This is a genomic window from Jiangella alba, assembly GCF_900106035.1.
Lineage (GTDB): Bacteria > Actinomycetota > Actinomycetes > Jiangellales > Jiangellaceae > Jiangella > Jiangella alba.
Window position 1 is genome coordinate 143,320 of the sequence record NZ_FNUC01000004.1, and the last position, 14,310, is coordinate 157,629.

Here is a 14,310-nt window from a genome sequence, read left to right on the forward strand (position 1 = left end):
GGTCCCACGCCGCACGATCAGGCTCCCGATCGATGTGGTCCGTTGATCTGTCCGGTATGCGCCGACTCTGCGGCCGGGCGCGCCGGATTGCCCGGAGCAGTCCAGGCACGGAGACCGAGATTACCTGGTCGAGGGTACCCAGGTCAAAGTGATGCCGCGGCTCGACGGGAAGACGTCAGCCGACGATAACGCACCGGTCTCGTCCGCGTCACGGCCCCACGCCGGAGCGGCGTGCTGTGGCCGCGTACCCGCTGCGGCCGCGTGGGGCGGACGGTCACGCCGGTGCTGCGGCCCTCCTGCCCGGTGCGCTGGCCTGTGGCGAGTGGTCGCCGCCCGGTGCGGTGGCCTTCGCCGTCCGCTCGGTGGGCCGTCGCCGTCGTGGTGGCCGGCCGGTTCACGGGCGGCGGCCCGGTGCGGACCGGTGCGACGACCAACAGCTTAGCGGTGCCTCCCGCCGGCCCGCCGCCGGGTCCGTCGTCCCGTGCGCCGCCCACGTCCTCGTCGGCCGGGTCCCGTCCGCGGCGACCGGAGCGGTCGGCCGTCAGCAGCGGTAGCCGCCGTCGGCGAGGCCGGCCTCGCGTTCGAGCGGATGCTCGCACGGCTTGCGCGGATCGTGCCTGATGACGTACTCCCAGATGAACCGCGCGTAGCCGTAGCGCGCCCACTGCTCGGAGTGCACCCGTTCGTGCCGCAGCAGGCGGGCGAGGCTCGGCGCGCCGGACCCGGGCGGGCGCCGGCCGGACTCGATGGCCGTACGCAGCACGTCGGCGGGTTCGTCGAACGAGCCGTTGACGACGTAGATCTCGCCCCACGTGGTGCCGCCGCGGGCGGAGAACCAGTCGACCGGGTTCGGGACCGCGCGCAGGGCACGGCGGCCGGCCGCCGTGATCATCGTCCCCTCGGGGGTCGCGACCAGGGCTCCGCGCTTCACCGCCGTGCCGGCGTCGCCGCGGTTGAGGCCGAACAGGCCGGTGTAGGACCAGCGGTTGCGGCGGCGGCGTTGCTCGCTGCGACTCGGCCGCCCGCCGTTGAGCAGTTCGGTGAGCCGGGCCAGCTCCCCCGCCCGCCGCGCGTCGTCGATGCGGACGTACGGGCGGTCGTCGGGGCCGCGCCAGACGGTGCGGCCGGCCAGCGGGGCGAACGTCGTCGCGGTGACGCCCTCGTCGCGGGCGATGCCGACGACCTCGGCCGGGGTGTGGCCGGCCGCCAGCGTCCAGCGGATCCACTCGCGGTACCACTCGTCCGCCTCGCCGTCGAGCACCCCGGCGTCGCGCAACAGGGCGACGGTCGGCTCGGTCATCGGCTGCTCCTCTGGCGGCGGCGTGCCTTTCGGCGGCGACGTTGTCTCGGCTGGTGCGGTGGCTGCGGCGGTGCGGTGGCTGCGGCGACGTGTTTCGGCGGCGACGAGGACATGGCCCGCCCGGCTGGGAGGGAGTCCCACCCTACGGGCGGGCACCGACACCCGGCGCGTTGAAGCGCGTTCCGAGGCAGAACGAGATCGATCTCGGGGACGCTGTCACATTCGGGGTGCGCGAACGACCCATAGGAAGTGTGGTCCTCTCGTCCTCCGCGCGACCCGTCCGGTCCGCCGCCCGCCGGTTGGCGCAGCTGCCCGGCGCGGTTCACGACGCCACCGGCGGGCTCGCCGCGGTGGTGCTCTCCCACGTCCGCGTCGTCGAGCGGCGGGCCGGAGCGGCGCTGTCATCGTCCGAGCAGCACGCCCTCCGCGACGCCGCCGCGGCCATGCGACAGGCGCTCGCGACCGCCACCGAGGCGCTGACGCTCGCCGCCGTCTCCGCGGCCGCCGAGGCCGACGAGCTGCTGCGCCCCCTGCCGACGGCGATGACGGCGGCCGCGGCGGTTCCGATCTCCGCGCAGGCTCCGGCCCCAGCCACTGTTTCGGCGCTGACGGCCGGACCGGCACCGGGCCAGGTGACGGCATGCGCCACGGCCGCGGCACCGGCCCAGGTGACGGCATGCGCCACGGGCACGGCCCCAGCAACGACGCCGGCCACGGCACCGGTAGCGGCACCGGTCGCGGCGCCAGCCCGGGCAAGGACCTCGGCCGCCGCATCGGCACCGCCAACGGCGCTGGCCACGGTCCCCGCCACGGCAACCACCCAGGCCCCGGCCCCGGTCTCGACCCCCGTCTCGGCCCCGGTCTCGACCCCCGTCTCGGCCCCCGTCTCGACCCCAGCCCCGGTCTCGACCCCAGCCCCGGTCTCCACCGCAGCCCCGGTCTCCACCCCAGCCCCGGTCTCCACCCCAGCCCCGGTCTCCACCCCAGCCCCGGTCTCCACCCCGGCCACGGCCTCGACCCCGGCCACAGCGCCGGCGACGGACCCGGCAGCGGCCCCTGCCACGACACCTGGGCGGGCGGCGCTGGAGCGGCTGACGTCCGCGCAGCGCCGCGCTCTGCATCACTACACGACGGTCGAAGGGGCCGGCGAGCTGAACGCGTACCTCCGCCACCCCACCGAGGTTCCGGCGAAACGACGGGCGGCACTGGGACAGCTGGTCGACGACGCGGTGGCGGGGGTGGCGGCGCTGCCCCGATTCGCCGGCCTCGCCTACCGCGGCACGTCGCTGCCGGCGGCGCAGCTGCGGCGGTGGCGGCCGGGCGTCGTCGTGGCGGATCGGGGGTTCGCCAGTGCGTCGGCGAGCCCGTCGGTGGCCGACGCGTTCCGGGGCGGCGGAAACGCCTTCATCACCGTCGTGGGGCACAGCGGCGCCGACATCCGGGCGCTGTCGTCGTTCCCGCACGAGGCCGAGGTGCTGTACCCGCCCGGCACGCGGTTCCGCGTCGTCGATCGGTCGTGGGACCATCGGCGCGAGTGCTGGAGCTTCCTGATCGAGGAGGTCACGTCATGCGCTTCGACCGCACCGTCTACGACCAGCTGAGCGACGCCGAGAAGGCCGCCTATGCACGGGCCGCGGCCCAGGACGACGAGGACGAGACCGAGACCGACGGCATCGCGCGCGAGAAGGCCGGCCGCGAAGGCCTCGAGATCGTCGAGGAATGACGACGGCGCCGCCACCCGCGAAGGGTGACGGCGCCGGCGATCAGAGACGTCGGCTCAGTTGTACGAGCCGAAGTCGTAGTCCTCCAGGCGCACGGCCTCGCCGGACCCCTGGCCGAACTCGTAGTCGGAGTAGTCGGCGCCGTAGTCGACCATGGAGTACATGGCCGCCTTGGCCTCCTCGGTCGGCTCGACCCGCAGGTTGCGGTAACGGGGCAGGCCCGTACCGGCCGGGATCAGCTTGCCGAGGATGACGTTCTCCTTCAGGCCGATCAGCGGGTCGGACTTGGCGTTGATGGCCGCCTCCGTGAGCACCCGCGTGGTCTCCTGGAACGACGCCGCCGACAGCCACGAGTCGGTGGCCAGCGACGCCTTCGTGATGCCCATCAGCTGCGGACGACCCGAGGCCGGCTGACCGCCCTCGGCGACCGCACGCCGGTTCTCCTCCTCGAACCGCGACCGCTCGACCAGCTCGCCGGGGAGCAGGTCGGTGGTGCCGCTCTCGAGCACGGTGATCCGGCGCAGCATCTGCCGCACGATGATCTCGATGTGCTTGTCGTGGATCGACACACCCTGCGACCGGTAGACCTCCTGGACCTGGTCGGTCAGGAAGACCTGGACCGCCCGCTGGCCCTGGACCCGCAGCACGTCGTGCGGGTCGGCCGTACCGGAGTGCAGCAGCTCACCGACGTCGACGCGGTCGGCCTCCTGCACACGCCACTGGGCGATGCCCGGGGCGCGCCGGTTGGTCCACTCGAACACACGCCGCGACAGCGGGAACGACTGCTCCTCGCCGCCGTCGTCGGGGACGATGACCGCGTGGGCGCCCTTGGCGTCCTCTTCGATGCGGACCCGGCCGGACGACTCCGACAGCGGAGCCTTGCCCTTCGGGGCGCGCGCCTCGAACAGCTCGACCACACGCGGCAGACCGTGCGTGATGTCCTCACCCGCGACACCGCCGGTGTGGAACGTCCGCATGGTCAGCTGGGTGCCGGGCTCGCCGATGGACTGGGCGGCGATGATGCCGACCGCCTCGCCGACGTCGACGAGCTTGCCCGAGGCCAGCGACCGGCCGTAGCACATGGCGCAGACGCCGGTCTTGCTCTCGCAGGTCAGGACGCTGCGGACGCGGACGTTCTCGACGCCCGCGGCCACCAGGCGGCCGATCTCGACATCGCCGAGGTCGTCGCCGGCCGAGGCCACCTTGGTGCCGTCGGGCGACACGACGTCCTCGGACAGCGAGCGCGCGTAGACCGAGGTCTCGACGTGCTCGTCGACGACCAGCCGGCCGTCGGCGCCGGTGGTGGCGATGGGCAGGGACAGACCACGCTCGGTGCCGCAGTCGACCTCGCGGATGATGACGTCCTGGGAGACGTCGACCAGACGACGGGTCAGGTAACCGGAGTCGGCGGTCCGCAGCGCGGTGTCGGCCAGACCCTTCCGGGCGCCGTGCGTCGAGATGAAGAACTCGACGACCGACAGGCCCTCGCGGAAGCTCGCCTTGATCGGCCGCGGGATGGTCTCACCCTTCGGGTTGGCGACCAGGCCGCGCATACCCGCCAGCTGGCGGATCTGCATCCAGTTACCACGGGCACCGGAGGTGACCATGATGTTGATGGCGTTCTCCGACGCGAACGACGCGCGCATGGCGACGTCGACCGCGTTGGTGGCGTCGGTCCAGATGTCGATGAGCTCCTCACGCCGCTCACCGTCGGAGATGACACCACGGGCGAAGTTGCGCTCGACCTTCTCGGCCTTCGACTCGAAGCCCTCCAGGATGGAGGCCTTCGTGGGCGGCGGCACGACGTCGTCGAACGAGACGGTGACGCCGGACCGGGTGGCCCAGTGAAAGCCGATCTCCTTCAGCGCGTCCAGCGTGGCGGCCACCTGGATCTTCGGGTACCGCTCGGCGAGGTCGTTGACGATGCTGCCGAGGCGCTTCTTGTCCACGACGGCGTCGACGAACGGGTAGTCGAGCGGCAGCGCCTCGTTGAACAGCGCCCGGCCCAGGGTGGTGCGCAGCGTCAGCGGCTGGCCCGCCTCCCAGTCCTCCGGGGTCTCGTAGCCGGCCGGCGGCACGACGTCGTTCACCCGGATGGTGATGGGCGCCTGCAGCGACAGCTCACCGCGGTCGAACGCGGCGATGCCCTCGGCGACGGACGAGAACGCCCGGCCCTCGCCGACCTGCTCGGGCCGGTCGGAGGTCAGGAAGTAGATGCCCAGCACCATGTCCTGCGTCGGCATGGTGACCGGCCGGCCGTCGGCCGGCTTGAGGATGTTGTTGCTGGACAGCATGAGGACGCGGGCCTCGGCCTGCGCCTCCGCGGACAGCGGCAGGTGCACGGCCATCTGGTCGCCGTCGAAGTCGGCGTTGAACGCCGTGCAGACGAGCGGGTGGATCTGGATGGCCTTGCCCTCGATCAGCTGCGGCTCGAACGCCTGGATGCCGAGACGGTGCAGCGTCGGCGCCCGGTTCAGCAGCACCGGGTGCTCGGCGATGACCTCCTCGAGGACGTCCCAGACGACCGGGCGGGCGCGCTCGACCATGCGCTTCGCGCTCTTGATGTTCTGCGCGTGCGAGAGGTCGACCAGCCGCTTCATGACGAACGGCTTGAACAGCTCGATCGCCATGCCCTTCGGCAGGCCGCACTGGTGCAGCTTCAGCTGCGGGCCGACGACGATGACCGAACGGCCGGAGTAGTCGACGCGCTTACCCAGCAGGTTCTGCCGGAACCGGCCCTGCTTGCCCTTGAGCATGTCGGAGATCGACTTGAGCGGGCGGTTGCCGGGACCCGTGACGGGACGGCCGCGGCGGCCGTTGTCGAACAGCGCGTCGACGGACTCCTGGAGCATCCGCTTCTCGTTGTTGACGATGATCTCCGGCGCACCGAGGTCGAGCAGCCGCTTGAGGCGGTTGTTCCGGTTGATGACGCGACGGTAGAGGTCGTTGAGGTCGCTGGTCGCGAACCGGCCACCGTCGAGCTGCACCATGGGGCGCAGGTCCGGCGGGATGACCGGGACGGCGTCGAGCACCATGCCGCGGGGGTCGTTCTTCGTCGTCAGGAACGGCGAGACGACCTTGAGCCGCTTCAGCGCACGGGTCTTCTTCTGGCCCTTGCCGGTGCGGATGAGGTCGCGCAGCTTCTCGGCCTCGGCCTCGAGGTCGAAGCCGTCGATGCGCTCCTTGATGGCCTGCGCGCCCATGCCGCCGCGGAAGTACTGACCGAAGCGGTCGCGCATCTCGCGGTACAGCAGCTCGTCGCCCTCGAGGTCCTGGACCTTGAGGTTGCGGAAGCGGTCCCAGACCGCGTTCAGGCGGTCGATCTCGGCGTCGGCGCGCTTGCGCAGCTGGCTCATCTCGCGCTCGGCCGACTCCTTGACCTTGCGGCGAGCGTCGCCCTTGGCGCCCTCGGCCTCGAGCTCGGCGAGGTCGGCCTCGAGCTTCTTCGCGCGGGTCTCGATGTCGGCGTCGCGGCGCTGCTCGACCTGCTTGCGCTCGACGTCGATCTGGCCCTCGAGCGACGACAGGTCGCGGTGCCGCGCCTCCTCGTCGACCCAGGTGATCATGTAGGCGGCGAAGTAGATGACCTTCTCGAGGTCCTTCGGGGCGAGGTCGAGCAGGTAGCCCAGCCGCGACGGCACACCCTTGAAGTACCAGATGTGCGTGACGGGGGCGGCCAGCTCGATGTGGCCCATCCGCTCGCGGCGCACCTTGGCGCGCGTGACCTCGACGCCACAGCGCTCACAGATGATGCCCTTGAAGCGGACGCGCTTGTACTTGCCGCAGTAGCACTCCCAGTCGCGGGTGGGCCCGAAGATCTTCTCGCAGAAGAGCCCGTCCTTCTCCGGCTTGAGCGTGCGGTAATTGATGGTTTCAGGCTTCTTGACCTCGCCGTGCGACCACTCACGGATGTTGTCGGCGGTCGCGAGGCCAATGCGTAGCTCGTCGAAGAAATTGACGTCGAGCACGTGTGTCCTTCTCTCGCTCAGATGTTTCAGGTCTGTGGTGGCTGGCGGAAATGGGAGGCCGGCTCAGCGGACCGGCCTCCCACCACCGTCAGACCTCTTCGACGCTGCTCGGCTCGCGCCGGGACAGGTCGATTCCGAGTTCTTCGGCCGCGCGGAAGACGTCTTCGTCGGTCTCCCGCATCTCGATCTGCGATCCGTCACTGGAGAGCACTTCGACGTTGAGGCACAACGCCTGCATCTCCTTGAACAGCACCTTGAACGACTCGGGGATACCCGACTCGGGGATGTTCTCGCCCTTGACGATGGCCTCGTAGACCTTGACCCGGCCGGGGACGTCGTCGGACTTGATGGTGAGCAGCTCCTGCAGCGCGTACGCGGCGCCGTAGGCCTGGAGCGCCCAGACCTCCATCTCGCCGAAACGCTGGCCGCCGAACTGCGCCTTACCACCCAGCGGCTGCTGGGTGACCATCGAGTACGGACCGGTCGACCGGGCGTGGATCTTGTCGTCGACGTGGTGGTTGAGCTTCAGGATGTACATGTAGCCCACCGCCACCGGCTTCGGGAACGGCTCACCGGACCGGCCGTCGAACAGCTGGGCCTTGCCGTCGCCACCCACCAGGCGGACGCCGTCGCGGGTCTTCGTCGTCGACCCGAGCAGGCCGGCGATCTCGTCCTCGCGCGCGCCGTCGAAGACGGGCGTGGCGACCTTGGTGTCCGGCGGCGCCGACGCCGCGCCGATGCCGCGCAGCCGCGTCTTCCACTCCTCGTCGTCGCCCTCGACCTCCCAGCCGGTCTTGGCCACCCACCCGAGGTGGGTCTCCATGACCTGGCCGAGGTTCATCCGGCTCGGGACGCCCAGCGGGTTCAGCACCATGTCGACCGGGGTGCCGTCCTCGAGGAACGGCATGTCCTCGACCGGGAGGATCTTGGCGATGACGCCCTTGTTGCCGTGGCGGCCGGCGAGCTTGTCGCCGTCCTGGATCTTGCGCATCTGAGCGATGTAGACGCGGACCAGCTGGTTGACGCCCGGCGGGAGCTCGTCGCCCTCGTCGCGGTCGAACACCCGGACGCCGATGACCTTGCCGGACTCGCCGTGCGGCACCTTCAGCGAGGTGTCGCGGACCTCGCGCGCCTTCTCACCGAAGATCGCGCGGAGCAGCCGCTCCTCCGGGGTCAGCTCGGTCTCGCCCTTCGGGGTGACCTTGCCGACCAGGATGTCGCCGTTGGTGACCTCGGCGCCGATGCGGATGATGCCGCGCTCGTCGAGGTCGGCCAGCACCTCGTCGGAGACGTTCGGGATGTCCCGCGTGATCTCCTCGGGGCCCAGCTTGGTGTCGCGGGCGTCGACCTCGTGCTCCTCGATCTTGATCGAGGTGAGGACGTCGTCCTGGATGAGCCGCTGCGAGATGACGATGGCGTCCTCGTAGTTGTGGCCCTCCCATGACATGAACGCGACCAGCAGGTTCTTGCCGAGCGCCATCTCACCGAGCTCGGTGGACGGGCCGTCGGCGATGACCTGGCCGGCCTCGATGCGCTGCCCTTCGTCGACGACGGGGCGCTGGTTGATGCACGACCCGGCGTTGGAGCGGCGGAACTTGGCCAGCTGGTACGTCTGGTAGGTGCCGTCGTCGGCCATGACGGTGATGTAGTCGGCCGACAGCTCGGTGACCACACCGCTCTTCTCGGCCAGGATGACGTCACCGGCGTCCTCGGCCGCGTGCGACTCCATGCCGGTGCCGACCAGCGGCGACTCGGAGCGGAGCAGCGGCACGGCCTGGCGCTGCATGTTCGAGCCCATGAGCGCGCGGTTGGCGTCGTCGTGCTCGAGGAACGGGATCATGGCCGTGGCCACGGACACCATCTGCCGCGGCGAGACGTCCATGTAGTCGACCTCGGCGCCCGGCACGGTCTCGATCTCGCCGCCGCGCTTGCGCACCAGCACCTTGTCTTCGGCGAACCGGCTGTCGTCGGTCAGCGGCGCGTTGGCCTGCGCGATGACCCGGCGGTCCTCCTCGTCGGCGCTCAGGTACTCGATGTCGTCGGTGACCTGGCCGTCGATGACCCGGCGGTACGGCGTCTCGATGAAGCCGAACGGGTTGATGCGCCCGTACGTGGCCAGCGAGCCGATGAGGCCGATGTTCGGGCCCTCAGGGGTCTCGATGGGACACATGCGGCCGTAGTGCGACGGGTGGACGTCGCGGACCTCCATGCCGGCCCGCTCGCGGGACAGACCACCCGGACCCAGCGCGTTGAGCCGGCGCTTGTGCGTCAGCCCGGCCAGCGGGTTGGTCTGGTCCATGAACTGCGACAGCTGGGACGTTCCGAAGAACTCCTTGATCGCGGCCACGACGGGACGGATGTTGATCAGCGTCTGCGGCGTGATGGCCTCGACGTCCTGCGTGGTCATGCGCTCGCGGACGACGCGCTCCATGCGGGACAGACCGGTGCGGACCTGGTTCTGGATGAGCTCGCCGACCGTGCGGATGCGGCGGTTGCCGAAGTGGTCGATGTCGTCGACCTCGACCGGCACCGTGGTGTCGCCGGTCGTCAGCTCCGTCTCGTTGGCGTGCAGCCGCACGAGGTAGCGCAGCGTGCCGACGATGTCGTCCATGGTCAGCGTGCTCTGGTCGAGCGCGAGGTCGACGCCGAGCTTCTTGCCCAGCTTGTACCGGCCCACGCGGGCGAGGTCGTAGCGCTTCGGGTTGAAGTAGGCGTTCTCGAGCAGCTGCTGCGCGGCCTCGCGCGTCGGCGGCTCGCCCGGGCGCATCTTCCGGTAGATGTCGAGCAGCGCTTCGTCCTGGGTGGTGGTGTGGTCCTTCTCCAGGGTGGCGCGCATCGACTCGTAGTCGCCGAACTCCTCGAGGATCTGCTCGTTCGTCCAGCCCATGGCCTTGAGCAGCACCGTGACGTTCTGCTTGCGCTTGCGGTCGAGGCGGACGCCGACCATGTCGCGCTTGTCGATCTCGAACTCCAGCCAGGCGCCCCGCGACGGGATGACCTTGGCGGTGTAGATGTCCTTGTCGGACGTCTTGTCGAGCGAACGCTCGAAGTACAGGCCCGGCGACCGCACCAGCTGCGACACGACGACGCGCTCGGTGCCGTTGACGATGAAGGTGCCCTTGGGGGTCATGAGCGGGAAGTCGCCCATGAACACGGTCTGGGACTTGATCTCGCCGGTCTCGTTGTTGATGAACTCGGCGGTGACGAACAGCGGCGCGGAGTACGTGAAGTCGCGCATCTTGCACTCGTCGATGCTGTTCTTGGGGTCCTCGAAGCGAGGATTCGAGAACGACAGCGACATGGTCGCCGAGAAGTCCTCGATGGGGCTGATCTCGTCGAGGATCTCCTGCAGGCCCGACGTGGTGTTGACGTCGGTGCGCCCCTCGGCCTCGGCGGCGGCGACCCGCGCCTGCCAGCGCTCGTTACCGAGCAGCCAGTCGAAGCTGTCTATCTGGAGGGCGAGAAGGTTCGGAACGTCGAGAGGTTCGCGAATCTTGGCAAAAGAGATGCGACGCGAGACATTGGGGCCAGCAGTGGTGGTGGGCGTGACGGCCAACAGGGGTCCTTCCGAGGGCACACGGTCGGAATGCACGCGCAGTCCTCAACCCAAGCGGGCAGCATCGGCGAAGGGCAGCGCAAAGCTGCAGTCTAACCCAATGGGCACACTGCTGTCGAGTGGTCAGCCACTCCGCGCTTCCTTCTGTCTCGCATCCCCCACCCCACTGCCCGATCAGCATCTCGTCCGCAGCCGCCCCACGTCAAGCACCGAAGCCCCCCTTGTCCCCGATGTGGCACCTGAAATGCCGCATTCGCCGTGCTCAGCGGCCCATCGGTGACTCATCCGAACGTACGATCCAGTGGCGCGCCGCGGGTCTGGGGCCGGTCGGCGCGACTGGAAGGCCTGGTCGCGCGGATCGGGGCGAGAGCCGGAAATTTCGCTGACGGCGAACAGACTGGCGTCGATTCCCAGGTTCTGGATGGGCTCACGGGTGTGCGCCCGCCGCGTTCGCCGCCTTGCGGCCGTTCGCCGCCAGCCCGCCCAGCCGCCGTCCGGTTCGCCCCGACGGCGGCCCCGGCGACTGTTGATCATGGAGAAAATGGGGGTGCCGGCGCACCGGGATCCCCGATCTTCTCCGTGATCAACTCGGCTGGGAGCCGACCGGAGGCGATCTGAAGACGCACCGGGAACGCGAACGGGCCCGGCACCCCGCGAAGGGGTACCGGGCCCGCGGCTGTCAGTGGGTCAGTGACTCACTTGACGGAGACGGTGGCGCCGGCGGCCTCGAGGGCCTCCTTGGCCTTGTCCGCGGCCTCCTTGTTGACCTTCTCCAGCAGCGGCTTCGGCGCGGCCTCGACGAGGTCCTTGGCCTCCTTGAGGCCGAGCGACGTCAGCGCGCGGACCTCCTTGATGACCTGGATCTTCTTGTCGCCGGCGGACTCGAGGACGACGTCGAACTCGTCCTTCTCCTCCTCGGCGGGGGCGGCGCCACCGGCGGCAGCGCCACCCGGAGCGGCGGCGACGGCGACCGGGGCGGCCGCGGTGACCTCGAAGGTCTCCTCGAACTTCTTCACGAACTCGGAGAGCTCGATCAGAGTCATCTCCTTGAACGCGTCGAGCAGCTCGTCGGTGTTGAGCTTCGCCATGGTGGCGGTTTCCCTTCTCTGTTCGGCTGAATGCCGGGTTGTCGTACGGGCTCGGGGCCGTGGGACGACCCCCGGGCGTTCAGCCCTCGTTCTGCTCCGTCGTCTCGGCCGCGTCGGCGGCCTCGGCGACGGGTGCCTCGGCGGCGGGCGCCTCGACTGCCTCGGCGGCGGGCGCCTCGGCTTCGACCTTCTGCCGCAGCGCCTCGACGACGCGAGCGGTCTGCGCCAGCGGCGCGTTGAACAGCGACACCGCGTTCTGCAGCGAAGCCTTCATCGCACCGGCCAGCTTGGCCAGCAGGACGTCGCGCGACTCGAGGTCGGCGAGCTTCGTGATCTCCTCGCCGGTGAGCGGCGCCCCGTCGAGCAGGCCACCCTTCACCACGAGGACGGGGTTCGCCTTGGCGAAGTCACGCAGACCCTTCGCGGCCTCGACCGGGTCGCCCTTGACGAAGGCGATGGCCGACGGGCCGGAGAGGTAGTCGTCGAGCCCCGAGATCCCGGCTTCCTTCGCCGCGATCTTGGTCAGCGTGTTCTTCACCACGGCGTAGGACGCGTTCCCACCGAGCGACCGACGCAGTTCCGTCAGCTGCTTGACGGTGAGGCCGCGGTACTCGGTCAGCACGACCGCGTTGCTGGCACGGAACTCGTCCGCGAGCTCGGCGACCGCGGCTGCCTTGTCAGGCCTCGCCATGGGGCTCCTTCTCCAGATGGTGGTGCCGGAGGAGACCCGCAGACATGAAGAACGCCCCGGCGCAGGCACGGGGCGAAGAAGACCGGCGGCAACACCGACGGCGCGACATTCGTCTCTCACCTGCGCGGGCCGCCCACATGGCTGTGGGTCCTTCGTCACGAACAACGAGCGAACGTGAGACCGGCGGTCTTTGGCAGCGTCCATCGTACGGGCACCGGGGCGCCGTCGCCAAATCAGCCGAACGGGCCGGTCTTCTGATCCTGGAACGAGTGCACCATGTCGCGCAGCTCGTCGGTGCGCCCGGCCGGCCAGTCGTCCGGCGGCGCGACCGCCAGCCAGGCGTCGACCAGCTCGCCGCCGTAGTTGTGCCCGTGCCCGGCCGGGACCGTCGCCGACAGCGCCATGTCGGCAGTGACCTGCCAGAACGTGACGAACGGATACCAGTCGAGGGTGGGCAGGACGTCAGGCCCGTGCTCTTCGTCGATCCACTCCGGCCGCTCGAACATCAGGTCCCACGACCACAGCGCCACGGGGTCGGAGGCGTGCTGCAGGAACAGCACCGGCGGGCCGTCGTCGAACGTGAGGTCCATCGGCTCCTGCCAGCCGCCCCAGAACTTCACCTCGCGGCCGCCATCGACGACGGGCAGCCGGGCCGGCGAGCCGGCGTCGCGCTCGGCCGTCAGCTCGGTGCGCAGCCCGTGCCGGCTGGGCGAGCCGACCCAGAGCGCGCCGTCGACCTTCGAGCGCAGGTCGTCCAGCGAGTCGAACGCGGACGCGCTGCCCATGGCGCCGAGGCTCTCGCCGTACACGAGCAGCTTCGGCCGCTGCGACGGCGGACGCTCCAGCCACGCCTCGTGGACGGCGTCGAACAGCGCCTCGCCGGCGATGCGCACCTGCTCCTGGTCGGCGACGAACGAGATCCAGCTGGGCAGGTAGGAGTACTGCAGGGCGACGATGGCGGTGTCGCCGTTGTAGAGGTACTCCAGCGCGTCGGCCGCGGCGCCGTCGACCCAGCCGGTGCCGGTCGTCGTCACCACCACGAGGACCTGACGGTCGAAGCCGCCGGCCCGCTCCAGCTCGCGCACGGCCAGCGACGCCAGCCCGGCGGGCGTCTCGGCGGAGTCCATGCCGACGTAGGCCCGCACCGGGTCGAGCGCCGGCCGGCCGCTGAACTCCGTCAGGTCGTCGACCGTCGGGCCGGACGACACGAACTCGCGGCCCTTGCGGCCCAGCGAGTCCCACGTCACCAGCGAGCCGGGGCCGCCGGAGTGCGTCACGGAGCCGGGCGAGTTGTTGCCGGCCTCGGTCTCCATGTTGACCGCCGCGAACGCGTCGTTGGCCACGCCCAGCAGCGTCGGGTAGAGCAGGCCGGTCCACGACCAGAACGCCACCCCGCCGACGACCAACACCGACGCGACCAGCGCGACCTGCGGCGGCACCCAGCGGCCGAAGAACCGCCGCAGCCGCCGCGACGCGCCGCGCAGCAGCCGGGCCAGCGCCAGGAACACCACGAAGATGGCGCCGGCGACCAGCAGGATCAGCAGGTAGTGGTTGGGCCCGGGGCTCTCGACGTCCATCAGGGCGCGCAGTTCGGTCTGCCAGGCGGCGTTGTCGGCGAGATACCAGGCGATCGCCGCGGCCGACACGCCCGCCAGGCCCCACCAGGCGATCAGCCGGGTCCGTGCGGACGGGGCCAGCAGCTGCGGCCGCGCCCGGCGCACGATCAGCCGGACCACCCAGGCGATCAGGACGCCGAGCGCGTAGCCGATGGTCGCCGTCAGCCCGCTCACCATCGCCTGGTAGATCCAGGTGCGCGGCAGCAACGTCGGCGTCAGCGACCAGCAGAAGAAGCAGACGGCGCCGATCAGGCCGCCGTAGTCGGGCCGCAGCCAGACCAGGAACCGGCCGAGCACCGGGATCTCCCGCACCGACGGCAGCCCGCGACGGGCGGACGCGCCCCGGTCGAGCAGCTGCGTCACCGGTACC

Annotated in this window: 8 protein-coding genes; 2 read left to right on the plus strand and 6 right to left on the minus strand. The window is 70.5% G+C overall.

The window, feature by feature from the left end:
* Window positions 1-541: 541 nt before the first annotated feature.
* Complete coding sequence (locus tag BLV02_RS18445; RefSeq protein ID WP_069110685.1) at window positions 542-1,300, minus strand: hypothetical protein; 759 nt, start codon at window positions 1,298-1,300, stop codon at window positions 542-544.
* 299 nt (window positions 1,301-1,599) lie between these two features.
* On the opposite strand from BLV02_RS18445, the gene BLV02_RS18450 reads away from it, so the two are divergent.
* Window positions 1,600-2,901: an ADP-ribosyltransferase gene (locus BLV02_RS18450; protein ID WP_141711504.1), complete on the plus strand. Its 1,302-nt coding sequence runs from the start codon at window positions 1,600-1,602 to the stop codon at window positions 2,899-2,901.
* Window positions 2,868-3,023 (plus strand): hypothetical protein, encoded by a 156-nt coding sequence (locus BLV02_RS36580; RefSeq protein ID WP_171906704.1) that lies wholly within the window; start codon window positions 2,868-2,870, stop codon window positions 3,021-3,023. The genes BLV02_RS18450 and BLV02_RS36580 overlap by 34 nt, the downstream gene beginning before the upstream one ends.
* 54 nt (window positions 3,024-3,077) lie before the next feature.
* On the opposite strand, the gene BLV02_RS18455 is transcribed toward BLV02_RS36580, so the two are convergent.
* From BLV02_RS18455 to BLV02_RS18475, 5 genes are all read right to left on the minus strand, one after another.
* Window positions 3,078-6,989, minus strand: a complete 3,912-nt coding sequence (locus BLV02_RS18455; RefSeq protein WP_069110688.1) for a DNA-directed RNA polymerase subunit beta' — start codon at window positions 6,987-6,989, stop codon at window positions 3,078-3,080.
* A gap of 88 nt (window positions 6,990-7,077) precedes the next feature.
* A complete protein-coding gene (gene rpoB, locus BLV02_RS18460) occupies window positions 7,078-10,548 on the minus strand; it encodes a DNA-directed RNA polymerase subunit beta (protein ID WP_069110773.1) in 3,471 nt (1,156 codons plus the stop codon).
* Window positions 10,549-11,240: 692 nt separating this feature from the next.
* The gene (gene rplL, locus BLV02_RS18465; RefSeq protein ID WP_069110689.1) at window positions 11,241-11,633 is read right to left on the minus strand and encodes a 50S ribosomal protein L7/L12; all 393 of its coding nucleotides are present in this window, start codon (window positions 11,631-11,633) and stop codon (window positions 11,241-11,243) included.
* Between the two features lie 79 nt (window positions 11,634-11,712).
* Window positions 11,713-12,324: a 50S ribosomal protein L10 gene (gene rplJ, locus BLV02_RS18470; protein WP_069110690.1), complete on the minus strand. Its 612-nt coding sequence runs from the start codon at window positions 12,322-12,324 to the stop codon at window positions 11,713-11,715.
* 233 nt (window positions 12,325-12,557) lie between these two features.
* Window positions 12,558-14,303 (minus strand): alpha/beta hydrolase, encoded by a 1,746-nt coding sequence (locus BLV02_RS18475; RefSeq protein WP_069110691.1) that lies wholly within the window; start codon window positions 14,301-14,303, stop codon window positions 12,558-12,560.
* Window positions 14,304-14,310 lie beyond the last annotated feature (7 nt).

Coding starts and splice junctions, on each gene's coding strand:
- rplL (WP_069110689.1), bottom strand. CDS start 11,633: ATGGCGAAGCTCAACACCGACGAGCTGCTCGACGCGTTCAAGGAGATG.
- rplJ (WP_069110690.1), bottom strand. CDS start 12,324: ATGGCGAGGCCTGACAAGGCAGCCGCGGTCGCCGAGCTCGCGGACGAG.
- BLV02_RS18445 (WP_069110685.1), bottom strand. CDS start 1,300: ATGACCGAGCCGACCGTCGCCCTGTTGCGCGACGCCGGGGTGCTCGAC.
- BLV02_RS36580 (WP_171906704.1), top strand. CDS start 2,868: ATGCGCTTCGACCGCACCGTCTACGACCAGCTGAGCGACGCCGAGAAG.